Raw genomic sequence first — 21,965 nt, 5'->3', positions numbered from 1 at the left:
GGGGATGAAAGCGGAGCCACCCTTCGAGCCTGTGGAGCCAAGACCTCTACATCACATCTCTGTGGTGCAAGTGTTGGCCATGATAGCCGGGAAACCCCGCCCGAGAGGCGCAGTGTAGTTCACGCCACCGCCTGCCGGTTTCGTGCCGGGCACAAAACCCTTAACCGCTGACATTACAACTTCTTTATTCGATGATAAAAATAGGGTTGCTCGGCTGCGGCAACGTCGGGCATATCATCGCCGCACACGCCGGGGGTATCCAGATCACCGCCGTATATGATATCATCCCGGAACGGGCGGAGGAACTGGCGGCGCTCTGCGGCGCTCGCGCATGCACCGATTTTGAGACCTTCATGCACGATGAGTTCTCGATCGTCGTTGAAGCCGCCTCGATCAACGCAGTCAGAACCTTCGGCGAGGCGATCCTCCGGTCTGGCCGGGATATCGTCATCCTCTCCGTTGGTGCCCTGGCTGAGGAGGATTTTCGCGAACATCTCGTCGGGGTGGCACGGGAGGTGGGAAAGAGGATCCGGATCCCGAGCGGCGCGATCCTGGGGCTCGATAACCTCAAGATATGCCAGGTTTCGCCGCCACGGCAACTCCTCCTCCGGACGACCAAAAACCCGGTGTCGCTCGGGATGGATGTTGCGGCCAGGACGGAACTATTTAAGGGACTGGCGCACGATTGTATACGACAGTTTCCAAAAAACATCAACGTCGCGGTGGCACTGGGACTTGCCGCCGGCAGGGACGCTGAGGTGGAACTCTGGGTCGACCCGGCGGTGGAGAGGAACATACACGAGGTCTTCGTTGAGGGGGAGTTCGGGGATATCTACATCCGGGTCAGCAACGTCCCGAGCCCCGATAACCCTGCGACGAGTTATATGGCAGCCCTCTCGATCCTGGCGCTCCTGCGGAATCTTGAGAATCCACTGGTGGTGGGAACGTAACTCATGGAAGACGAGATCCGTGTGCTCAAATCCAGGAAGAACGCGGTCATCCTGGCGCATAACTACCAGCCCATGGAGATACAGGCGCTTGCCGACGTTGTCGGCGACAGCCTGGAACTTGCGGTGAAGGCAAAAGAGACAGGGGCTGACCTGATCGTCGTCTGCGGTGTCCGGTTCATGGCTGAGACGGCAAAGATCCTGAACCCCGGCCGGAAGGTGATCATCCCGGTGGAGGATGCCGGTTGCCCGCTTGCCGACCACCTGACCCCGGCGATGATCCTGGAGGCACGCCGGCAGCACCCGGATGCGGCGGTGGTGGTCTACGTCAACAGCAGCGCGGAGTGCAAGGCGCTCGCCGATATAACATGCACATCGGCAAACGCGGTCCGGGTGGTCGCCTCCCTCCAGAACGACGAGATACTCTTTGGACCTGACGCCAACCTTGCGGCATACGTCCAGCGTGAACTCCCCGATAAGAGGATCATCCCCCTCCCGCCGTGGGGGCACTGTTACGTCCATACCGGGTTCTCCCTGGCGGATGTGGAGGCGGCGCGAAAGAGGGGTGGGATCATCGTCTGCCACCCGGAATGTCTGCCTGAGGTCCAGGAAGAGGCCGACATGATAGCATCCACGGGAGGGATGGTTAGGGGCGCAGCAGACGGCGGGAACGAGCCCTGGTGGGTCTTCACTGAGCGGGAGATGGTCTCCCGTCTCCGGTATCTCTGTCCAGGAAGGGTCTTTTACGAGAAGCCGGACGCCGTCTGCAGCGATATGAAGAAGATAAAGCCTGCCGACCTCCTCCGCGCGCTCGACCGCGAGGAGCACGAGATCGTCCTCTCCCCGAGCGTGATGGAGGACGCACGGCGGGCCATCGAGCGGATGCTCGCCGCAGGAGCGTGATGAATGTGATACCGATAGACGACCTGCTCCGGTTCGTCCGGGAGGACGCGCCCTGGGGGGATCTCACCTCCGAGACGGTCGTTCCGGACGATGTCTGCCTGGCGGTGATCCGGGCGAAAGAGGTGGGAGTCATTGCCGGGCTTGAAGAGGCGCGAGCGCTCTTTGAGCACTTCGGGGTCACGGTCTACCCGCATACCGCTGACGGCCGCGAGGTTGCCGCGGGAACCGCCATCATGGACCTGGAGGGGCCTGCCAGGGCGATCCTCCTTCTGGAGCGGACGACACTCAATATCATCGGCAGGATGAGCGGGATTGCGACAGCGACCCGGGAGGCGGTTGAGAGGGTCAGCCGTGTCTCTAAGGGGGTGCGGGTTGCCGCGACCCGGAAGACTGCGCCCGGGCTCCGGGTGCTCGACAAGAAGGCGGTGACCCTGGGCGGTGGCGACCCGCACCGCTGCACGCTCTCGGATATGATCCTGATCAAGGACAACCACCTGGCGCTGGTGCCGCTCCCGGAAGCGATACGCCGGGCAAAGGCGCGGAGCCGCTACCTGATGATCGAGGTTGAGGTCGAGACGGTGGAAGACGCCGTCACGGCGGCGGAGGCCGGCGCCTCGGTCATCATGCTCGACAACATGACGCCGGAGGACGTTAAAGCGGCGGTCGAAGCACTTAAACGGGAGGGGCTGCGGGAGCGGGTGACCCTTGAGGTCTCGGGAGGCGTTGATGGCGCCGACCTCGCTGTGTATGCCGCAACAGGGATCGATATCATCAGCATGGGGGCGCTCACCCACACCGTCAGGAACTTTGATGTGAGCCTGGATATCCTGAGGGGCGTCTTCACCGTCAGGCTCGAGTGAAGAGGGCGCGGGTTTCAGGTCTGGCCGTTCCGTCCACCCCGATGGAGGCGACGAGACCAGAGAGACCGGTGCCGGGGGGGCAGATGTGGAAAGGAGAGCCCTCCCACTCAGTCGAGGACTCACATCACGGGAAAATAAGTTTTGATTGGGTTTCTCAGGATGCGCCGGGAAGTGCATCATCCATATCGAGATCCATATCGAGTTCGTCAAGGAAAGGCATCAGCCCTTTGACGTAGGCCACGGCCTCCCCATCCTCTGCATGAATCTCCCCGCAGGCCAGGATCTCGATCACCAGAGGGAGTTCGTCGAGATAACTGCTGAAGAGCGGGTCTGACCCGGTGGCGAACCGCAAGAACTCATCAAGGTTGACGAACGGACGCTCCACTTCCGGAACGTGGCGGTAGTCTTCCAGGTCCCTGCCAAGCGTGGAGCCCCTGGCAAGGTCCTCCTCAAAGTAGAGGTAAGCCTGGAAGTTGTGGTGCTTTGAGAGTGCATCGAGGTCTCTTATGTCGATCCTTGTTCCGGCAGCGATGCCGAGGCGCTCCAGTTCCGGGGGAAACGCCGTGGCCTCTGGTTTAACCGTCTTTGGACTGTCCATACATATGGAGAGGGCGCGGAGAAGAGAAAAATGCACCCCCGCGGGGGGGTGGGGCTGACGGGGAGGGGAAAGGAACATCCCCCGCCCCTTGTCTCATGCGTCTCCCGTTGAACGGTTTTCGCTGGAACACCCCCGCCGCCCGGCCGCTCACGCGGCCTCCTCCCGCCCCCTTCCGAGGGGGCGGGCAGTGCGTGGCGATAGCCCCCGATGGCCGTGCCAGGGGACAGAGACAGGATTTCGACAGGGTGTTCACATCAAGCCGTGGAGATGCTCTTCCCCGGCAGTGCATCGATGGGATATCACCCCGCGGGGGTGGGGCTGACGGGGAGGGGGATGAAACATCCCCCGCCCCTGTCTCATGCGTCTACCGTTGAACGGTTTTCGCTGGAACACCCCCACATCCCCCGCTGCCTGTCTCCTGTGTCTCCCGTTGAACGGTTTTCGATGGAACACCCCCACATCCCCACTCCCCTGTCTCCTGTGTCTCTGGTTGAACGGTATTCGTGGAAACACCCCCACCGCCCGGCCGCCTCCATCCTGATGGGGGAGGCGGTCTGCGACGATGCGGATATCCGTCCGTACTTCCGTCCACGCCGGAGGTTCATCAGACCAGGGCACAGCCATGAAGAAGACTGGCTTCATGCCCTCCCGGGCTCTCGCCGGCCCGCAGTCCAAAAAACTTATACCCGGATGACCCCCAGATGAGCGTGAGGTGGATCTGCCTGTGCCAGAAGAGGAGGAGACCGGTGAGAAGAGCGTTGAGAGGGCGTTCAACCGCCACATCTCGATGCTGAGGTGGGGAGGGCTCAACGAACGCTGGCGGGCCGCTGATGCGCTTGCGGAATTCGCTGACGATCGCGCCGTGCAACCGCTCATCGAGGCGCTGGACGACGACTACGCCGATGTCCGGTGGAGAGCGGCGACTGCGCTCGGGATCCTGGACGGCCGCGAAGCGGTCACCCCGTTGATACAATGCCTGGAGGATGAGAGTTCCTGGGTACGGATGGCGGCGGCCAGGTCGCTAGGGCTGATCGGCGACCCTCGTGCGGTTGATCCGTTGATCCGGCTGCTCGACGACGAAAAACCCCGGGTCAGGAGGGAGGCAGCCCTGGCGCTCGGCCGTATTGGCAACCCCCGGGCCAGGGATGCCCTCCTTCGTCTCCTGGACGACACCGACCGCGATGTCAGGGAGGCGGCCCGCCAGGCGCTCGCCGAGATAGGAATCAGAGGAGAGGCCTCAACCGCCTAAGAAGGAGGCCGGGCGCAAGCGTATCACGCCCGAACCGGGCGTTTTCGTTTCATATGTGTTTATAAGCCCGGAGCATCTTCATATATCATCAGGTGTTTCTGAGTTGTCATACGCTGGCTCTGGCGCCCCGGGGGGTGTTGTATGGACCTCTTCATGAAATGCTCCATCGAAGAGGCGGAGGCTGGACTTCGTGAAGGGGGAATACCGATCGGCTCCGTCCTGGTCCGTAACGGCCAGATCATCAGCAGGGGGCGCAACCGCCGCGTCCAGGAGAACAACCCCATCCTCCACGCCGAGATCGACTGCCTGATAAACGCCGGCAGGATCCGGAACTACAGCGAATGCACGCTTTACTCCACCCTTATGCCCTGCTACCTCTGTGCCGGGGCGGTCGTCCAGTTCGGGATCGGGAAGGTTGTGGCGGGCGAGTCTGTGAACTTTGCAGGAGCACGGGAGTTCCTGGAGTCGCATGCCGTCGAGGTAATCGATCTTGACCTGGAGGTCTGCAAGGAGATGATGGCCGCGTTCATCAGGGAGCATCCAGACATCTGGTATGAAGATATAGGAGAAACCTGAGAAGCGCATGACCCACGGCAGACTGCCGCGTTTCATCATCGTTGCTGCCATCTTAATCACTCTAGGCGCCTGTATCGGGTTTGCGACCGTTCCACTCCCGTCAACGGCAGAAACTGACCGGGAGACCCTTTTTCAGGTCTCGACCATCGATGCGCTTCTCCAGGGCATATACGATTGGCAGCATGAGTTTTGACGAACTCGCGTCGCGCGGCGAGCGGCTCGACGGGGAACTGATCGGTCTCGACGGCGGGTGGTACCTGATCAGGGTCGATGGTCGGGCTTACCCGGTCGCTGGAAACGCGACAACGCCTTTTGCGGCCACGACCTTCTTTGACCCCGATATCGAGATCGCGGTCGAGAAGCCGATGACCCTTCCTGATCTGGAGAACCGCGTGCGGGATGAGTTCCCCTCTGAGAACTACTTCTATGCGATCAGGGTGGATGGCACCTTCTCGCAGGTGGTGACCAGGAGCGTTCCCGCCAAGGAAAAACCCTACCCACGTCTCGCGCTGGTGACAGCAAACCAGGCGGTCTTTTCCTTCAAGAATATCACCGGGACAGCCGTCGGGTTCTGGTCACCGGGACTGGCAAAAGGTGTCAACGTCCCCGGTTACCACCTGCATTTCATAACCACTGACCGCACCGTTGGCGGTCACATCCTCGATATGACCCTCGCAGAAGGCACCGTCCGTGCCGACACCACAAAAAACTTCAGCGTTGTGCTCCCATCCAGCAGTGATTTCCCGGCGGTAGACCTCACAGTAGACCTTGGATCGGTAGAGTGAGGCCACTTTCCATCTCATCCTTCCTGTAGTGGTGCCAGAGCCTCTCTGCAGACCGGGCAGAGCATCTTCTTCTTCCTGTCGAGTTCGTCAAGAGTCTGCGGCCGGAACATGACACATTCGGGGTTTGAACAGTGGCCGAGCCCCAGGAGGTGGCCGAGTTCATGCGCCCCCTCCTTAGCTGTCCGGTCTATGAGCTCGGTATCGTCCGGCACCCTGCCGTAATAGTCGTTTCCCAGCCGGGCTGTCGAGACGACGGCGACACCGGCTCTCGGACGGGCAAGCCCGAAGACAAAGTCGCACCCCCCGGTGTAGAGGTCGCGTGAGGTTACAAACAGCAGCGGACCATCGATATCATACCTGCGCGTCAGGGTGTCCTGCAGGCGGTCCAGGATCTTCTGAGCATCGTGCTGGTTGCGATCCCTGTCATAACCATCGATGAGGAGCGGGTATTCGACAAGTTCCGCCTCTTCTCCAAGGATCATCGCGATCATCCGGATGACCGGGAGCTCTATACCCGCCGGCGCCTCTGAATCCCAAAGAATATGGATGCCCATCACCTAAACTCTTCGTGATGAGCCAGTATAAACATATTGAACGGAGTATAGGGGAGTACATCGCCAGCCGCTACCGCCGGGCGGTCGAGGTGGGGATCGGGAATAACCCCGTGGCCGCAGGGCTGGTTGCGGCTGCCGGCGCCCTGATGCTCTGCACAGATATAAGACCTGGCATACAGCATGAAGGGCTCACCGTGGTGGCCGACGACATATTCGAACCCGATATCAGGCTCTACCATGGCGCAGACGTGATCTACTCCGTGAGACCGGGCGTGGAGATGGTTCCACCCCTGATCTCGCTTGCCACCCGGATAAACTCCGACCTCCTGGTCTACCACCTGGGGTGCGAGATCTACCGGGACGGGGGAGAGGTCGTGGACGCCGGCGGGGTGCAACTCCACCTCTACCACCGCCGCCGGCCCTAAAACAGCGTCGCCTGGCCCGGCGGAGGGCCGCGCCTAAATTCACCGGGATCGTCCTTCGGTGCGTCTTCTGCGGGTTTCTTCACCCTGCCGCCACCCCTCTTTGCGGGAGGCGTCTTCTTCACCTCTTTCTCCTCCTTTGCCGCCTCCCTGACAACCCTGGCAGCCCGCGGCTTATCGTTGATGAAGAGGTTCAGTTCATCGGCATCGAGCCCGAACTCGCGGACGTATCTTGCGGCGTCCCTCTCGACCAGTATGCTGATCGCCGTGAAGAAACTCGCCCGCAGCGCCTCCTCGGGGATCTTCAGGACGCTGCTCAATCTCCGGTACAGACCTGCGCGGACGGCCTTCTGCCTCTTTGCTGCACCCATCTTCTGCCAGCGCGGCGGCGGCATGATGCGGCCGCGAACTCCCCGGCCGCCCGCAGCCTCAGCTACGCCAAGGAGCATGACCGCGTTTGCGTAGCGCCAGAGGGTGTAGTACTGCCGCTGGTAGGTGCGGCCTATGTACTCATCCGCCCTCGCGAGAGAGGCGTAACCCCTCATCCTGGAGGGCAGATCCGGTATATGGTCGAGGTTCCCCTCCAGCCACTGCTCAACGGTGTCGGGGGTATCCTCGACCTCCATCACCAGCCGGAGGAGGTCGGCGTCCTTCCTGCCGGCAAAGACCGCGCCGACGAGTTCGAATATGGTTGAACGCTCATCCTTTGTTGAGGTGCGGATATCGCTTGCGAGGAGACGATCTTTTCCTATCGCCGCGGCGTAGAGCATATTCATCGCGGCCCGCATATCCCCACCGGCGCGGTTTGCAATCTCCTGGAGCGCGGCGGGGTCGCAATCCACCCCCTCTGCGGCGCAGATCTGGCGGAGGCGGGGGACGATCGACCGGGCCTGGAGCGCCCTGAACTGGACGGGTTCCGTGACCGCCTTGAGTTGTTTAGGGAGGGCGTGGTAGTCGTTTGCTATAAGGGTTATCGGCTGCTGCGAAGCCGCTATGATATCGATGATCGCCTTTGCGCCGCCGCGGTCGGCCTGGCCGTGGAGGTTGTCGGCCTCGTCGAGCAGGATGAGTTTCCGGCTCGCACCGGTGAGGCTGGCCGTGGTTGAACTTGAGCCCGCTATCCGTTCAAGGACGGCTTTTGTCCGCTGGTCGGAGGCGTTCAGTTCCACCACCTCCCAGTTCATGTCGTTTGCAAGGGCGTATGCGCTTGAGGTCTTGCCTATCCCGGGTTTTCCGTATAGGATAAGCGGTTTCTTCTCCGGCGACCAGTCCCGCGCCCACTCATACATCTGCCGGATGGCACTTGAGTTCCCCACGACCTCATTGAGGTGCTGCGGCCTGTACTTCTCCGCCCAGTCCATGCCGATCTATTGGGTTGTGGTGTATCAAAAATGCCACCCCGGTTGCGACGAGGTGGTGAGGCTGCACTGGAGCGCGAATGTCCGCTCCTGAAGGAGTGTCTCCTCCCATCTCCAGCCAGGATCGGTTCAGTCTGGAACGGTATGTATAATGCTGCAGATGAAATAGATTATCTCTTATGAGGCAGAATACCATAAGAAACCGGAGATGTTGGTGTTCTTGTGGTGAAGGATTGCTCCACCGATACGGTAGCACAGGCCGTCAGGGAATATGAGGGTGTTACCCGGAAGAGGGAGATAGGCGACATGATCCGGGCTCTCCGGGTGGACAGCCCCAATGTTGTCGCATCGTTCGGTGAGGACGCCGCGGTCATCCGGCACAATGCAGAGGATGCGCTGCTGCTTGCAGCAGACGGCATCTGGAGCAGGCTGATGGAGGCGGACCCCTTCTGGGCAGGTTACTGTGCAGTGCTCGTGAACATCCACGATATTGCCGCGATGGGTGGGAGACCGGTTGCGATGGTCGATATCCTCTCTGCCGTCAACGACCAGATCCGCGACGAGGTGGTGCGTGGCATGGTCACCGCATCATCGCAGTTCGGCGTTCCCATCGTTGGCGGGCATCTGCACCCGGATACCCCCTACAGCGTCGTGGATGTGGCTATACTGGGGACGGCCAGGATGGATGACCTCATCTTCTCCCATACAGCAAAGGAGGGGGAGATCGTCGTCGCCGCCATAGACCTGGACGGCCGGGTTCACCCCTCCTGGTGGTTCAACTGGGACTCGGTCACGATGAAGTCCGCGGAGGTTGTGCGGGCGCAGATCCGGGTTATGGAGGACCTGGGCAGGGAGCACCTGGTGACGGCCGGGAAGGATATCAGCAACCCCGGCGTCATCGGGACGCTCGGGATGCTCCTTGAGGTGAGCGGGAAGGGCGCGGTAGTCAACCTGGAGTCTATACCGAGGCCCGACCTCGCCGTATTCGGCATCTCATTTGAGCACTGGGTGCGGATGTACCCCGGTATGGGATTCATCCTCACGGTCAAACCGGAGAACGTGGATGAGGTCTGCCGCAGGTTTGCCGACGTCGGTATGGCGGCAGCCGCCATCGGGGAGGTGAACGGGGATCGGCGTTTGACCGTCCGCTACCTGGGCAGGGAGACGCAGGTCTTTGACCTGGACCGCGACGGCATCATGCGGATCTTTGCAGGCGGCGGGGGATGCCGGTAACGATAGGGCTGGGTGCGGCAAAGGCGGAGGCGAAGATCCTCTCGGTCGCCAGGGCTGTCAGAGGAGAGGTAAACCTGGTTTTGTTCGCGCCGCCCGGGACCGCCGACTCGTTCGGTGATGAGGTCACGGTCATCGAGGCCGAGGAGCCGGAGGCCGCCATCGTCGAGGCGCTCTACACCGGCAGGATCGATGCCGCGGTCAGGGGGACGCTTCCCGCTTCCACCACCCTGAAGGCCCTCAAGCAGGCTGCGGGCGTCGACCGCCTGGAGCGGATCGCCCTGCTGGAGACGCCGGACGGCCATCTCTTCCTCCTGGCCCCTGTCGGGGTCGATGAGGGCTGGACTGTCGGGCAGAAGGTCCGGTTTGCCAGTGCCGGTAGGGATATCGCCAGGCGGTTCGGGCTACCGGAGGGTGTGGCCGTCCTCTCCGGCGGAAGGTTCGGTGATCTGGGGCGCCACCCAGCAGTCGACCGGACGATGGCGGATGCCGAACTCGTCGCCCGCCTGAGCGGTGCGGAGCATATAGAAATCCTGGTCGAGGAGGTGCCGGGGCGGTACGGCCTGGTGATCGCCCCGGACGGCATAACCGGGAACCTGATCTTTCGTACACTCGCTCTCCTTGGCGGCGGGAGAGGGCATGGTGCCCCGGTGGTAAATATCGATAGAATATTCGTGGACACCTCGCGCGCCTCAGCAGATTACACCAATGCCATAATGCTTGCTAAATCGCTGGTGCTCCCGGAAAAACCGTGATAAATCACTCTAATTATAGATCAAGGGGTTTATTCTGTTTTTTTTAATCGGCTCGATTCTCTCTCGATTATCGGGATACCCTCTCCGGATGCACCTTAGAAATGAAAGAGAAACCCGGATCTCTGAGATTATCCCGAAATATTTAAATATTAACTGATACACCTCTTTAACGGTGGAGTAAGACTATGGCAGATCTACCCATTGCTGCGGTTGTACGTATCGCAAAGAAGAATGGTGCTGAGAGGGTTGGCAGCGATGCTGCTGCTGCACTTGTTGCCAAAGCAGAGGCCTACATCGCTGAACTGACCCGGGAAGCCAACAGGCTGGCCCAGCACGCTGGACGCAAGACGATCAAGGCAGAAGACGTCGAACTCGCGGTCAAGTCCGCGTAACCCGGCAGTCTTCCCTTTCTCTTTATCGGGGTCCATCTGGGCCCCATTCTCCGATCCGAACCGTCAGCCCGGGCGCCGACCGTCGGCCGGAGGTGTGACTGGTTCCGGTTTCAAAACTTCGATTGCACTGTCGGTCAGTTACATGGCGGCAGCGCTTTTCTGGCCCAATTCTGGAGTAGCCATCCCGGATGGAGCAGCAGAGGGTGGGGGTGTCCTGCAAAGGGCATATAATCCCGGGAGATTACGCTCTCCAGTCTCAGACGCCCACACCCGCAATCTCAGCCGGGTTGCACCCCCCGCCCAGAGATTCCCCCGGAAGATCAAGGAGATGCTTATTTATGAGCCGATGCGCGGCTTACCCGGCGGGTCTCAGAACGTCCCCTTCGTGCTCGGCACCTCGCCGCCCATAGCCGGATCGATGGCCACCGCTGCCCGGAGCGCACGCCCAAACGCCTTGAACGCCGCCTCGCATACATGGTGATCGCTCCTGCCCGTAAGGCTGATGTGCGCGGTTAACCCCGCGTTTGTGCAGAGACTGTAGAAGAAGTGCTCGATGAGGTCGCCCGGTATACCGCCCGGCCCTGCAGGCGAGAAACCCCCCTCGAAGACCAGGTAGCCCCGTCCACCAAGATCGAGCGCCACCCGTGCAAGAGCCTCGTCCATCGGCACGGCCGCGTCGGCAAACCGGGTTATCCCCTTCCCATCACCGACGGCCGCAGCCAGGGCTTTGCCCAGGGCTATCCCGGTATCCTCGATTGTGTGGTGCGCATCCACCCCAAGGTCACCCTCAGCCTTGACGCCGAGATCGAACCGGCCGTGCCGGGCAAACGACTCCAGCATGTGGTCAAAGAAAGGTATGCCGGTCTCGATTCTCGCCGTCCCGGTGCCGTCAAGGCCGAGGGAGAGCCTGATATCGGTCTCCCGCGTTGCGCGGTGAACTTCAGCTCTTCGCATGCGCAGCCTCCATCGCCTCAGAGAGCCCGATCCTGCCGGAGTAGAGAGCCGAGCCCAGGACCGCCGCTGCCGCCCCCGCCTCCCGGAGGGCGCGGACGTCCCGGGCGCTCGATATGCCCCCGGAGACCACCACCGGGACGCTCACCCGGGCAAGGAGAGCCTCGATCGGGGCTATATCTATCCCCTGCTGGAGACCCTCTACATCCACATTCGTGTAGAGGAGAGACCCCGCGCCGAGAGACTCAAACCGTTCCGCCCAGGAGAGGTAATCACCCGCCGGGCGCTCCCAGCCCTCGATCACCACCTCGGCGCCCCGGGCATCGATCCCGACCACCACACGCTCGCTCCCGAACTCATCGGCAAGCCTACGGACAACCTCCGGCTCCCGGACGGCAAGGGTCGAGACTATCACACGGTCGACGCCGGCATCAAGCCACCCCGCGGCGTCTTCCACGCTCCGTATACCCCCGCCGAGTTCGATAAACGTCTCCGTCTCGCCGGCGAGCCGGCGGATCAGGTCGGCGTTCCTCTTTGCCCTCCCGAACGCCCCGTCCAGGTTGATAACGTGCAGACCGTCAGCTCCCAGATCGAGCCACCGGCACGCCCAGGCGAGCGGGTCGCCGTAGACCGTAGCCGCGTCCTGGCGCCCCTGCACAAGCTGCACGCACCGACCCTCCAGGATATCGACTGCAGGATATATCTCCATGCTCTCAACGTATGATCCGTTCGATGGGCATGACTAATATGTCTTTTGCGCCGGCGCGTTTTAACTGGTTGATCAGTTGATAGACCCGTTCCTCGTTTACAACAGCATGAACGGCGACCAGATTCTCATCGGACGCCACATCCATCACCGTCGGCCCCGAGAGGCCGGGCAGGATCTCCCTCACGCCCGCAAGAGCGCTCCTGTGGACGTTCATCATCAGGTAACACTGCCCCTTTGCCTGGAGGACGCTGTCAAGCGCCAGGACAACCTCATCGATCTTCTCGTGACGGATCTCTAGCGATCTCGGGTTTGCCACAAGGATCGTGGTTGAGGTCAGGATCTCCCGAACAACGCGGAGATGGTTTGTCCGGAGCGTCGTCCCCGATGAGGTGAGATCGACTATGGCGTCGGCGATCCCGAGGTGCGGCGTCGCCTCGCATGCACCGCCCACCGTCACCACCGTCACCGCAACCCCGTGCTCCGCAAAGAAAGCGCGGGTTATCCCTGGAAACTCGGTCGCCACCCTTGCCCCATCGAGATCGGTGATGCTCTCGACAGCAGACTCCTCCGGCACAGCCACAACCAGTGTCGCCCTGCCGGTCTGGAGGTCGAGCAACTCCTTGACCTCCGAACCCCGCTCCAGGACCATATCCTTCCCGGTGATCCCTAGATCGGCAACACCTGTTGCCACGTACTCCGGTATATCGATCGGCCGGGCAAAGAGGATCTCAACATGGGGGTCGCGCGTCCGGGCGATGAGCCTGCGCTCACCCCCGCCGTCGGCCAGGTGAAGCCCGCTCTTCTCGATCAACTCGTGGACCGGACCGGCGATCCGGCCTTTGTTCGGGATGGCAAGACGGATAAACGCCGGATCCGGGTTCCTGGATACTGGTTTACTCATGGATTGCAGACTCCAGAAAGTTATAGGGGATGGCTAAAAAGTAGAGAGTTCTCCCCTGATAACCTTCTCGGTGATGGTGGCGGTCTTCTCCAGCCAGGTGTCGACGACCCCCTCGACCTCCGGCCTGAGAGCACTCACCTCAAACCCGGGTTTCGGGAGGATCTGGGCGCTTGCGATGTGCGGCTGGTCGATGGGGTGGCCGATCTGTGAGAGGAGGCGGACGTAGATCTCCTCTATGCCATCGACCCTTGCAACACAGTCCTTCGCGATCTCTGTTGCCAGGAGGTTGTAGATCTTCCCGATATGGTTGATCGGGTTCTTTCCGCTCGTCGCCTCCATGCTCATCGGACGGTTCGGCGTGATCAGCCCGTTTGCGCGGTTACCCCGGCCGACCGAGCCGTCGTCCCCCATCTCGGCCGAGGTGCCGGAGACAGTCAGGAAGATGCTGCCGCTATCCAGGTCATCAGCGGTGTTGATGGCAACGTTGACCCTCCTGCTGGTGAACTTCCCCGCAACCGACGCTATCTGATCCGTCAGGAAGTTCTTCTCCTCAATGTAGTCGGCGATGCCCGAACAGTAGCGGTCCACAAACGCCATCGCGAGGGTGAGGTTGATTGTATCACCGTCACGAAGGCACATGATCTTGCAGTCCTGGCCGATGACAGGGTGTTTCGGACGGAGCGTCCTGTCCACAAACTCAGAAATGCCAAGAACTATACTCTCCGCCTCGCTGAACGGCGCGTGCCCGACACCAAACGAGGTGTCGTTCGCCCGCGGGGCCTTGCCCGAGCACGACCAGAAGACGTCCTGAAGGTCTGTCGAACCCCGGCCCATCCGGCAGTCAACAATGACGTCGCGCTCCATGTTGAGCATGGGGAGGGTCTTTTTTATGTAGTCCCTTGCCGCCTCGATTGCAATCGCGTCCGCCGGGATGTTGACGCCGTTGAAGGTCTTCGTCGCCCGCCCCGAGATCAGGAAGTAGATCGGTCTTGTGATGATGCCGCCGCCAAACTTCGGGAGCGACTCGCCCGCAACGACCTCCCCCTGGTCTGTGTTGTGGTGGAGGACGCTCCCGCACTCCTCCAGGTAAGACCTGCTGAGTGCGCGGCTGATCGACTCCGCGATACCGTCCGCCAGGCTGTCGGGGTGCCCCAGGCACTTACGCTCCACCAGTTCTATCCGCTGCTTCTCGATCGGGATCTGCTCAAGCCCTTCTACGCTGATGTTCCTGATCATCAAATCCACCGTAGTTCTAAAGTATGATAAGAAAGATGATTGCAATTCATATAACCGTTTCTAACCCTTGCATCGAAGGCGGATATCAGAACGGATGCTGAGCTTGCACTCCCCGCCCCTGAAGATGCGCACCACCCCCCCGCTCTCGGATACCGTGACGCCGATGGCCGGGATCTCCCGTGTGATTGACGCGGTCGCGCGGTGCCGGCCGCCAAGACCGCCGGGTAGGGATATGTCCCGCCCCGTCACATCCAGGTAGCGGCCGGCCGCCTGGATCTCGCCGCTCCTGTCGATGACAAAGACGCCGTCGAGCTGGGCGAACTCTTTTACGCTCTCCCAGTTATCCCGGTTCTTTATGTCCCGGAGAGAGGCCGGATGCCCCTGGTAGGGGTTCAGGATCGCCTGGTGCGAGTGGAGGAATACCTCATCGGGGTCGCCGATGATGAACGCCGTGCCTATGGCGCGCCCCTCCCTCCCCTCGACCGCTATCTCGAGGGCCAGAGTGAGGACGGCGTGGAGCACCTCACGGGAGACGATATCCGAGAAATCCTTGAGGCTTATGAAGTTCTTCCCCTCGACGATATCGTAGATGAGGATGGCGTAGGGGAAGACCCCGACCACGAGCCCGGTCTCAAAGTTCCGGCGGAGGTAGAGGTGGACGGCAGCATCGAGCAGATGGCGTTCGCTCACCTCCAGTATATCATGCATCGTGAGGTCTTTGAGGACATCGAGCTGGAGTTCCTGCACCTTTATTATCGGGATCTCCGGCTCACCCTCAATGACCGGCGCAGGTTCGATGAATGAGACAACCGCCCTTGCCCCGATCTTCTTTGCAACCTCACAGGCGGTTGCAAGCATCAGTTCGCCGTTCATAAAAACTCCCGGACCAGCCCCGGTATCTCCGAGGGTCTGGCCGCGACAGGAACCCCCATCTCAGAGAGCCGCCTCACCTTTGACCGCGCGTCGCCCTCTCCGCCCTCAATGATCGCGCCGGCATGACCCATCCGCTTCTCTGGCGGGGCGCTCACTCCTGCGATGTAGGCGACAACCGGCAGATCGGTCGACCGCGCACCCTCCTCCTCCAGGCTGCCGCCAACCTCGCCGATTAGAACGACGGCCTTTGTGTGCGGGTCCTCCTCAAACCGTGCAAGCACGTCCACAAAAGTCTGCCCTATCACCGGGTCGCCGCCTATCCCGACCACCGTGCTCTGGCCTATACCGGCACGGCTGAGTTCATCGACCACCTCGTAGGTCAGGGTGCCGCTCCGCGAGACCACTCCAACATCTCCGCGGGTGGCAAGGTGCGCCGGCATGATTCCGAGTTTGCACTCCCCCGGCGAGAGGAGGCCCGGGCAGTTCGGGCCGATGACCGCACAGTCGTGGAGTTTCGCGTAGGCGATCGCCTTCATCGTGTCATGGACGGGGATGAGCTCGGTTATAACGACGGCAAGTTCTATCCCCGCATATGCCGCCTCCATGATGGCATCCGCGGCGGCGGGTGCCGGGACAAATATGACGCTTGCGGCGGCATCGTGCTCTGCGAGCGCCTCCTTCACGGTGTTGTAGACCGGGACGCCGTCGACCTCCATCCCGGCCTTCCCAGGGGCGACACCGGCAACAATCCCCTTCCAGCCTGTCTCACGGGCGTAGGCGTTCATGAGTTCCGTGTGGAACCGCCCCTGTCTCCCGGTGATGTTCTGGACTATCACACCCAGGTTTCGGTCACCGTAGATCATTCTCCAGCCTCCAGCGCCGCTCTCACTGCCGCTTCCATGCTATCGACCATCCTGTAGCCGTGCTCCGCAAGCAGCCGCCGGCCCTCCTCCTCGTTCGTCCCGGCCATACGGACGATCACGGGCACGCCGACGTCGGTGGCGATGATCCCGTGCGCGACCTCATCGCACCGGGTGATGCCGCCGAGCAGGTTTACAAGGATAACCTTCACGGACGGGAGGCCTGCAACCAGCCGGACGGCATGCATCACCCGTTCCCGGTCGGCACCGCCGCCGACGTCAAGGAAGTTTGCCGCGCGGCCTCTGTAGTAGTCGATGAGGTCGATCGTCGACATGGTTAACCCGGCACCGTTCCCGATGACCCCGATCGTCCCGTCGAGCTCCACGTAGGAGAACCCGTGCCTCCCGGCCTCGCGCTCGCGCTCCGAGAGGTCGCGGTTGACCTCGATCCCCTGGCGGCCGAGGGCGTTGTCGTCTATGATAAGTTTTGCATCGGCAGCATAAACCCCGTCCGGGGTCGTCACAAGAGGGTTGATCTCGGCGAGCATGGCGTCCCTCTCCTGAAACACGCGGTAGAGGCTGTTGATGACGGGGGCTATATCCCGGGGCGCGCTCCCAAGGAGCTCCCGCATAAGAAACGCCGGTACCTCCCGGAGGAGGGGGGAGACCACAGCCCTCCGTATGGCGGACCCGTCCTCCTGTGCAGTCCTCTCGATCTCGACGCCGCCGGTGTCGCCGAAGAGCACCACCGGCTGTCTGGTCGAGCGGTCGACGGCGATGCTGAGGTAGTACTCATGCTCTATCTCAAGCCGCTCCTCAACCAGGATCTCCCTCACAGGGACGCCCCGGATCTCCCGCGAAAACAGTTCACGCGCTCTATCGACCGCCGACGCCGAATCTACAACCAGAACGCCGCCGGCCTTCCCCCGGCCGCCGACGTCCACCTGCGCCTTCAGCACCACGGCATCCCCGAACTCCGAGAGATGCGCCTCGATCTCTCCGGGTTCGCGTATGAGAACCCCTTTCGGGACGGGTATCCTGTAGTCCGAGAAGACCCTTTTTGCCTCGTATTCAAGCAGTTTCATGGATTACACGCTCGCTCTCCAAGTTCAAATCCACGTTTCAAAGCACGCTGGTTCAGGCCCTCCGTGCCCTTTGGCACGCTGTCGAGCACCGCACGCTCGATCGCCTCCCTGCTCACGACCCCGGTTGCGACCACAAGGGCGCCGATCATAACGATGTTTGCCACGATCTCCCTGCCCAGGTTGGTCTTTGCCTCCGACGTTGCCGGGATCTCACAGCAGCGGCAGAGGGGACGCGACCTGACCAGGTCGGAATCGATAAGCATGAACGCGTCCTTCCGTGCATGGACGCCGTACTTCTCAAACCCTTGCCGGGACATGATGACGTAGATATCGGGGTCGGTCACCTCGGGAAAGAGGATAGGTTCGTCATCGATAACCACCTGCCCCATCGACGCCCCCCCACGGGCCTCCGGGCCGTAGACCTGCGTCTGGACGGCGTACTTGCCGTCGTAGAGCGCCGCCGCCCGCCCAAGGATGACAGAGGAGAGGATTATCCCCTGGCCGCCGTATCCCGAGAGCCTGACCTCGTGCCTCATGGCTGCACCCCCATCGCCGGCCGGTTCCGCCGAACCAGTTCCCCGATGGTGAACGTCCCCTCCGGGATCGGTTTACCCTCGGCGATCAACCGTTCATACTTCTGGACGAGCATCGCGTGGCTCCGGAGGTACTCGATCATATCGGAAACCTCTCTCAGCCTGTTGGAGCGGCCGTAGTTCGTCGGGCACTGTGTCCGCACCTCGATGAACGCAAGCCCCGGCGTCTGGAGGCCTGTGGTGATGGCCTTTGTGAGTTCCGTGACGTGGTAGGACGTCCAGCGGGCGACATAATTTGCGCCGGCAGCGATGGCGAGATCCGCAAGATCGAACGCCGGTTCGCTCGCACCGTATGGGGTTGTCGTCGAGATCGCTCCCGGCGGCGTCGTCGGGCTCCCTTGACCGCCGGTCATCCCGTAGATCTGGTTGTTCATGCAGACCACGGTCATGTCCACGTTCCGGCGGCAGGCGTGGATGAAGTGGTTCCCGCCGATAGCGGCAAGATCGCCGTCCCCTGTGAAGACGACAACTTTCAGGTCGGGTCGCGCCAGTTTCACCCCGGTGGCAAACGCGAGCGCCCGGCCGTGCGTGGTATGGAGCGAGTCGGTGTTGATGTAGCCTGGAGCCCGTGAGGAACAGCCGATCCCGGAGAGGAAGACCGTCTCATCGCGTCTCCACCCCACCTCGTCGATCGCGGCCAGGGTGCAGTTGATGACCGTTCCGTTCCCGCAACCGCTGCAGTAGATGTGCGGCAACCGGTCCTCCCGGAGCCATTCGGCCCTGCTCATAGATACGCCTCCAGGGCGCGAAGCAGGTCGGCAGGTGTGTGGAGGTCACCGCCGAGTTTTGGGATCGGGACTACCGGCTGGCCGACGTGACGCTCGACCTCCCGTGAGATCTGGCCCATGTTCAGTTCAGGCATCAGGAAAACCCTGGCATCTGGAAACTCAGCCAGCGCAAACTCCGGGAACGGCCATACAACCCGGAGGCGCAGGTGCCCGATACCCTTATCGGGATGATCGTGGATCACCTGCTGCACCGTCCGGGAGGGGGCGCCGTAGGTGACAAAGACCACACGTGCATCCGGATTCACAACCTCGTAGTCGGCGATCTCCCTGCGCGCCGACTCGACCTTTGCGACCAGTCGCCTCACAAGCCGTTCGTGCGCCTCAGGATCGGTTGTGTCCGGGTAGCCGCGCTCGTCGTGGGTGAGCCCGGTCACATGTATAGCCCTCCCCGAACCGAACGGCGCAAACCCCGGCACCCCGTCTTCCCCGGCCTCGAACGGGAGCCTGGCCTCGGGGAGGGGCGGTCTGCTGGCGATCTCGACCTTGTCGGGGATGGTCATACGCTCACGCATGTGGCCGATGATCTCATCGGCCATCAGGAAGGTGGGAACCCTGAACCGGTCGGCCAGGTTGAAGGCCTTTGCGGTCAGGTCAAACATCTCCTGGACGGAGGAGGGGGAGAGAGCGATGGTGCTGTAGTCGCCGTGCGACCCGAACCGGCACTGGAGCATGTCGCCCTGCGACGCCCGCGTGGGCTGGCCGGTGCTCGGGCCGCCGCGCTGGATGTTGACGATGACACATGGCGTCTCGGTCATGGCCGCGTAACCTATGTTCTCCATCATCAGCGAGAACCCGGGGCCGCTTGTCGCCGTCATCGCCCGGGCGCCCGTCCATGCGGCGCCGATAACCGCGGCGATACTCCCGAGTTCGTCCTCCATCGATATGAAGACCCCGCCGACCTTCGGGAGCCTTCGTGCCATCGTCTCGGCTATCTCGGTCGACGGCGTGATCGGGTAGCCGCCAAAGAACCGGCATCCGGCGGCGAGCGCCCCTTCGGCGCAGGCAACGTTCCCCTGCATGAACTCGGTTCTGCTCAAAACTCCACCTCCACCTTATGCGGTTCAAACGGCCTCTCATCGACCCAGGCGATCGCCTGGTCAGGGCAGATCATCTGGCAGACGCCGCAGAGCAGCCGGCCGTAGAGGGGCTGTAGCCTGCAGTTTGTGCACCGTTCCGGCCGGTCAAGGACCGGTGTTACGATCCCGCGGTCGTTGAGTTCCGTCCCTTCCTTGAATATCCTGTAGGGGCAGACCAGCACGCAGAGGTTGCACCCTTTGCAGCGGGTTTCATCGATGACAAGTTTCATGAGATGATATCCTGCTTTATATTGAATCGCTGTTGAAATTTTGTTTTCGCTTTCTCTTGTGCGGCCGCGAAGAGGTCGCCGCCGTGGGCGTCGATCCCGACCGTCAACGGGAGAGAATCAGCCTCGATCACCCAGACCGCCTCGGCCATACCGAGTTCCTCAAAATAAACGCCGGTGATCCGCATACGGGCTGCGGCGAGCGCGGCGCATCCCCCCGTGAACGCGAGGTAGACGCCGCGGCCGCGGAGACGCTCCACCACCTCCTGTCCCATCCCGCCCTTGCCGATAAGGGCGCGGACACCGGCATCGATCAGAAACCAGGTGAGCGAGTTCATCCGGGCGGAGGTGGTGGGTCCTGCAGCGAGAAGGCGGCCGTCCTGCACGACGGGGCCGCAGTGGTAGACCGCGGCGCCCTCCGGGTCGAATGGTATACCCTCTTCCATCATCCGGAGGTGCGCCTCGTCACGCGCGGTGTAGATGGTCCCCGAGAGGCTGACCCGGTCGCCAGCCCGGAGGTCGAGCACCTCATCACCGAGGGGTGTCTTCAGGTTCAGAGTCTCACCTCCACGCTCGCCCGGCGGGACGCCCAGCACTGGACGTTCACCGCCACCGGGAGGGAGGCGGTGTGGCAGGCGGCGCGCTTCACCTTAACCGCGAGCGCGGTCACGTCGCCGCCAAGCCCCATCGGCCCGATCCCGAGCGCGTTGACGGCGTCGCAGAGTTCCTGCTCATATTTGTCCATGGTATCGGCCGGGAGGAGGAGAGCCTCCTTGGCAAGCGCTGCCGCTGCATCAAACGTTCCGCCGATGCCGACGCCAAGGATCACCGGCGGGCAGGGTCTTCCCCCCGCGATGAGCATCGTCTCTGCGACAAACTCCGGGATCCCGGCCGCCTGCGAGGGAAGGAGCATTCCGATCCTGGAGACGTTCTCAGAGCCCGCACCTTTCGGGAGCACCGTCACCGTGAACCGCTCGCCCGGAACCACGTGGATGGGGGGCATTCCGGCGCCGGTGTTGTCCCCGGTGTTTTGCCGGGTAATGGGATCGACTGCGTTTGGACGGAGCGGTATCGCGGCAGTCGCCCGGCGCACGCCTTCCCGCACCCCCTCAAAGAGCGCGGGCGAGAAAGGAATCTCGGGGGGTAGGCTCAGGTAGACCACCGGCACACCGGTGTCCTGGCAGATAGGCAGACCGCGTTCCCCGGCAAGCGCGATGTTCTCCAGGATGTTCCCCAACTCCTGCCGCGCTATCCCGTTCGTCTCGGCCGCTGCAGCCCGCCGGAGTGCGGCAAGCACGTCGGGGGGGAGCCGGGTCTCAGCCTCACGGAGCGCCCGCTCTGTTGCGTCTGCCAGCGCTTCCACAAGCCCCGGATCTGCCTGATTGACCATCATCTATACTGGTGGGAAGAGACTATAAAAACCTATATTCCCCGCAGGCAAGGATCTCCTCCCTGCAGGGAGAAACTCAGAAACAGGTGGATATGGGGGTTATGCCGTCTGAACCCGCTCTTCGATGATTCTTGCAGGGGCCGGGAGTTTGTAGGTTCCGCCCTTGAGTGAGGCCTTGGCCTTCTCGGCAAACTGCGGGCTCGTCCAGACGGAGAAGATCTTCTGGCCTGCCCTCACCCGTGCCGCCGTCCCGACGGGTTTGCCGAAGGCGAGGCGCATACCTTCCGAGACACGGTCGGCTCCTGCGCCGGTTGCCTGCTTGTTCTCGCGCAGGACGTGGTGGGGGTATGTCCGCAGTTTCAGCCGGAAGTTCGCCCTCCCGACATCCTTGACCAGCCGCCGGTTGATGCTGATACGGACGGCTTCGAGCGCCGTGTGCCGGATCTGACAGGCCTCGTCGACGATGATGGAGAGTTCGACCGGATAGTTCTCGGATAGGTTGCCCATATCAAACTGCACCACCTTGCTGCCAGGCACGCCGCCCATGTATTCCCTGCGTGTATATGCTTTCTTTGCGAGATTCCGATACATCCTCGCTGGTTTTCGTACCATCGCTAAAAACTCCTGCCGATCTCTGGGTGCTCTAT

The 21,965-nt window shown here is 62.0% G+C and carries 28 protein-coding genes; 11 read left to right on the top strand and 17 right to left on the bottom strand.

All coding sequences use genetic code 11. The features are described from left to right. Window positions 1-191 precede the first annotated feature (191 nt). From nadX to nadC, 3 genes are read left to right on the top strand one after another with little or no spacing between them, the layout of a single operon-like run. Complete coding sequence (gene nadX / locus R6Y96_RS04815) at window positions 192-950, top strand: aspartate dehydrogenase (protein ID WP_318622389.1); 759 nt, start codon at window positions 192-194, stop codon at window positions 948-950. Between the two features lie 3 nt (window positions 951-953). Further along, complete coding sequence (nadA, locus tag R6Y96_RS04810; RefSeq protein ID WP_318622388.1) at window positions 954-1,850, top strand: quinolinate synthase NadA; 897 nt, start codon at window positions 954-956, stop codon at window positions 1,848-1,850. Next, window positions 1,850-2,710: a carboxylating nicotinate-nucleotide diphosphorylase gene (gene nadC, locus R6Y96_RS04805; RefSeq protein ID WP_318622387.1), complete on the top strand. Its 861-nt coding sequence runs from the start codon at window positions 1,850-1,852 to the stop codon at window positions 2,708-2,710. Before nadA ends, nadC begins: the two co-directional genes overlap by 1 nt. Window positions 2,711-2,864: 154 nt before the next feature. Here nadC and R6Y96_RS04800 read toward each other — a convergent pair whose 3' ends face one another. Continuing rightward, window positions 2,865-3,308 carry a hypothetical protein gene (locus tag R6Y96_RS04800; protein WP_318622386.1) on the bottom strand — a complete coding sequence of 148 codons (444 nt, stop codon included), beginning with the start codon at window positions 3,306-3,308 and terminating at the stop codon, window positions 2,865-2,867. Window positions 3,309-4,020: 712 nt separating this feature from the next. On the opposite strand from R6Y96_RS04800, the gene R6Y96_RS04795 reads away from it, so the two are divergent. From R6Y96_RS04795 to budA, 4 genes are all read left to right on the top strand, one after another. Further along, a complete protein-coding gene (locus R6Y96_RS04795; RefSeq protein ID WP_318622385.1) occupies window positions 4,021-4,557 on the top strand; it encodes a HEAT repeat domain-containing protein in 537 nt (178 codons plus the stop codon). A 141-nt stretch (window positions 4,558-4,698) separates the two neighbouring features. After that, complete coding sequence (locus tag R6Y96_RS04790; RefSeq protein WP_318622384.1) at window positions 4,699-5,133, top strand: nucleoside deaminase; 435 nt, start codon at window positions 4,699-4,701, stop codon at window positions 5,131-5,133. A gap of 7 nt (window positions 5,134-5,140) precedes the next feature. Further along, on the top strand, window positions 5,141-5,326 hold the full coding sequence (locus R6Y96_RS04785) for a hypothetical protein (RefSeq protein WP_318622383.1): 186 nt from the start codon (window positions 5,141-5,143) through the stop codon (window positions 5,324-5,326). Beyond that, complete coding sequence (budA, locus tag R6Y96_RS04780; protein ID WP_318622382.1) at window positions 5,316-5,918, top strand: acetolactate decarboxylase; 603 nt, start codon at window positions 5,316-5,318, stop codon at window positions 5,916-5,918. The genes R6Y96_RS04785 and budA overlap by 11 nt, the downstream gene beginning before the upstream one ends. A 14-nt stretch (window positions 5,919-5,932) precedes the next feature. On the opposite strand, the gene R6Y96_RS04775 is transcribed toward budA, so the two are convergent. Next, complete coding sequence (locus R6Y96_RS04775) at window positions 5,933-6,472, bottom strand: archaemetzincin family Zn-dependent metalloprotease (protein WP_318622381.1); 540 nt, start codon at window positions 6,470-6,472, stop codon at window positions 5,933-5,935. 17 nt (window positions 6,473-6,489) lie between these two features. Between R6Y96_RS04775 and R6Y96_RS04770 the strand changes: the two genes are divergently transcribed. Further along, window positions 6,490-6,897 carry a UPF0146 family protein gene (locus tag R6Y96_RS04770; RefSeq protein WP_318622380.1) on the top strand — a complete coding sequence of 136 codons (408 nt, stop codon included), beginning with the start codon at window positions 6,490-6,492 and terminating at the stop codon, window positions 6,895-6,897. Here R6Y96_RS04770 and R6Y96_RS04765 read toward each other — a convergent pair. Then, window positions 6,894-8,255, bottom strand: coding sequence for a replication factor C large subunit (locus tag R6Y96_RS04765; RefSeq protein WP_318622379.1), 1,362 nt, complete (start codon window positions 8,253-8,255; stop codon window positions 6,894-6,896). The genes R6Y96_RS04770 and R6Y96_RS04765 overlap by 4 nt on opposite strands. Before the next feature lie 219 nt (window positions 8,256-8,474). Here R6Y96_RS04765 and R6Y96_RS04760 point away from each other — a divergent pair, with 219 nt between their 5' ends. The 3 genes from R6Y96_RS04760 to R6Y96_RS04750 all read left to right on the top strand — a co-directional run bounded on the left by R6Y96_RS04760 (window position 8,475) and on the right by R6Y96_RS04750 (window position 10,629). Continuing rightward, window positions 8,475-9,485: a methanogenesis marker 2 protein gene (locus R6Y96_RS04760; protein ID WP_318622378.1), complete on the top strand. Its 1,011-nt coding sequence runs from the start codon at window positions 8,475-8,477 to the stop codon at window positions 9,483-9,485. Beyond that, entirely contained in the window at window positions 9,476-10,237 is a 762-nt protein-coding gene (gene mtxX, locus R6Y96_RS04755; protein ID WP_318622377.1) for a methanogenesis marker protein Mmp4/MtxX, read from the top strand. The genes R6Y96_RS04760 and mtxX overlap by 10 nt, the downstream gene beginning before the upstream one ends. A 185-nt stretch (window positions 10,238-10,422) precedes the next feature. Then, the gene (locus R6Y96_RS04750; RefSeq protein WP_214022799.1) at window positions 10,423-10,629 is read left to right on the top strand and encodes a histone family protein; all 207 of its coding nucleotides are present in this window, start codon (window positions 10,423-10,425) and stop codon (window positions 10,627-10,629) included. Window positions 10,630-10,998: 369 nt separating this feature from the next. Here R6Y96_RS04750 and hisB read toward each other — a convergent pair whose 3' ends face one another. The 14 genes from hisB to R6Y96_RS04680 all read right to left on the bottom strand — a co-directional run bounded on the left by hisB (window position 10,999) and on the right by R6Y96_RS04680 (window position 21,930). Next, window positions 10,999-11,583 (bottom strand): imidazoleglycerol-phosphate dehydratase HisB, encoded by a 585-nt coding sequence (hisB, locus tag R6Y96_RS04745; RefSeq protein WP_318622376.1) that lies wholly within the window; start codon window positions 11,581-11,583, stop codon window positions 10,999-11,001. Next, a complete protein-coding gene (gene hisA, locus R6Y96_RS04740; protein WP_318622375.1) occupies window positions 11,570-12,289 on the bottom strand; it encodes a 1-(5-phosphoribosyl)-5-[(5-phosphoribosylamino)methylideneamino]imidazole-4-carboxamide isomerase in 720 nt (239 codons plus the stop codon). The genes hisB and hisA overlap by 14 nt, the downstream gene beginning before the upstream one ends. Before the next feature lie 4 nt (window positions 12,290-12,293). After that, window positions 12,294-13,190 carry an ATP phosphoribosyltransferase gene (gene hisG / locus R6Y96_RS04735; RefSeq protein WP_318622374.1) on the bottom strand — a complete coding sequence of 299 codons (897 nt, stop codon included), beginning with the start codon at window positions 13,188-13,190 and terminating at the stop codon, window positions 12,294-12,296. Window positions 13,191-13,223: 33 nt separating this feature from the next. Further along, window positions 13,224-14,426 (bottom strand): methionine adenosyltransferase, encoded by a 1,203-nt coding sequence (locus R6Y96_RS04730; RefSeq protein ID WP_318622373.1) that lies wholly within the window; start codon window positions 14,424-14,426, stop codon window positions 13,224-13,226. A 60-nt stretch (window positions 14,427-14,486) separates the two neighbouring features. Beyond that, a complete protein-coding gene (locus R6Y96_RS04725) occupies window positions 14,487-15,299 on the bottom strand; it encodes a DNA integrity scanning protein DisA nucleotide-binding domain protein (RefSeq protein ID WP_318622372.1) in 813 nt (270 codons plus the stop codon). Then, window positions 15,296-16,162, bottom strand: a complete 867-nt coding sequence (sucD, locus tag R6Y96_RS04720; RefSeq protein ID WP_318622371.1) for a succinate--CoA ligase subunit alpha — start codon at window positions 16,160-16,162, stop codon at window positions 15,296-15,298. Before sucD ends, R6Y96_RS04725 begins: the two co-directional genes overlap by 4 nt. After that, on the bottom strand, window positions 16,159-17,244 hold the full coding sequence (locus R6Y96_RS04715; RefSeq protein ID WP_318622370.1) for a succinate--CoA ligase subunit beta: 1,086 nt from the start codon (window positions 17,242-17,244) through the stop codon (window positions 16,159-16,161). Before R6Y96_RS04715 ends, sucD begins: the two co-directional genes overlap by 4 nt. Then, complete coding sequence (locus tag R6Y96_RS04710; protein ID WP_318622369.1) at window positions 17,241-17,780, bottom strand: 2-oxoacid:acceptor oxidoreductase family protein; 540 nt, start codon at window positions 17,778-17,780, stop codon at window positions 17,241-17,243. Before R6Y96_RS04710 ends, R6Y96_RS04715 begins: the two co-directional genes overlap by 4 nt. After that, on the bottom strand, window positions 17,777-18,565 hold the full coding sequence (locus R6Y96_RS04705; RefSeq protein WP_318622368.1) for a thiamine pyrophosphate-dependent enzyme: 789 nt from the start codon (window positions 18,563-18,565) through the stop codon (window positions 17,777-17,779). Before R6Y96_RS04705 ends, R6Y96_RS04710 begins: the two co-directional genes overlap by 4 nt. Beyond that, window positions 18,562-19,662 carry a 2-oxoacid:acceptor oxidoreductase subunit alpha gene (locus tag R6Y96_RS04700; protein ID WP_318622367.1) on the bottom strand — a complete coding sequence of 367 codons (1,101 nt, stop codon included), beginning with the start codon at window positions 19,660-19,662 and terminating at the stop codon, window positions 18,562-18,564. The genes R6Y96_RS04705 and R6Y96_RS04700 overlap by 4 nt, the downstream gene beginning before the upstream one ends. Continuing rightward, window positions 19,659-19,931 (bottom strand): 4Fe-4S dicluster domain-containing protein, encoded by a 273-nt coding sequence (locus R6Y96_RS04695; protein WP_214023184.1) that lies wholly within the window; start codon window positions 19,929-19,931, stop codon window positions 19,659-19,661. Before R6Y96_RS04695 ends, R6Y96_RS04700 begins: the two co-directional genes overlap by 4 nt. Then, a complete protein-coding gene (locus R6Y96_RS04690; RefSeq protein WP_318622366.1) occupies window positions 19,928-20,524 on the bottom strand; it encodes a FumA C-terminus/TtdB family hydratase beta subunit in 597 nt (198 codons plus the stop codon). The genes R6Y96_RS04695 and R6Y96_RS04690 overlap by 4 nt, the downstream gene beginning before the upstream one ends. Further along, window positions 20,482-21,321, bottom strand: a complete 840-nt coding sequence (locus tag R6Y96_RS04685; RefSeq protein WP_318622365.1) for a fumarate hydratase — start codon at window positions 21,319-21,321, stop codon at window positions 20,482-20,484. Before R6Y96_RS04685 ends, R6Y96_RS04690 begins: the two co-directional genes overlap by 43 nt. A gap of 96 nt (window positions 21,322-21,417) precedes the next feature. Next, window positions 21,418-21,930: a 50S ribosomal protein L16 gene (locus R6Y96_RS04680; protein WP_318622364.1), complete on the bottom strand. Its 513-nt coding sequence runs from the start codon at window positions 21,928-21,930 to the stop codon at window positions 21,418-21,420. Window positions 21,931-21,965: the final 35 nt, after the last annotated feature.

The organism is Methanoculleus receptaculi (assembly GCF_033472595.1).
Classification (GTDB): domain Archaea; phylum Halobacteriota; class Methanomicrobia; order Methanomicrobiales; family Methanoculleaceae; genus Methanoculleus; species Methanoculleus receptaculi.
This window is presented reverse-complemented; position numbering and strand designations above follow the sequence as displayed.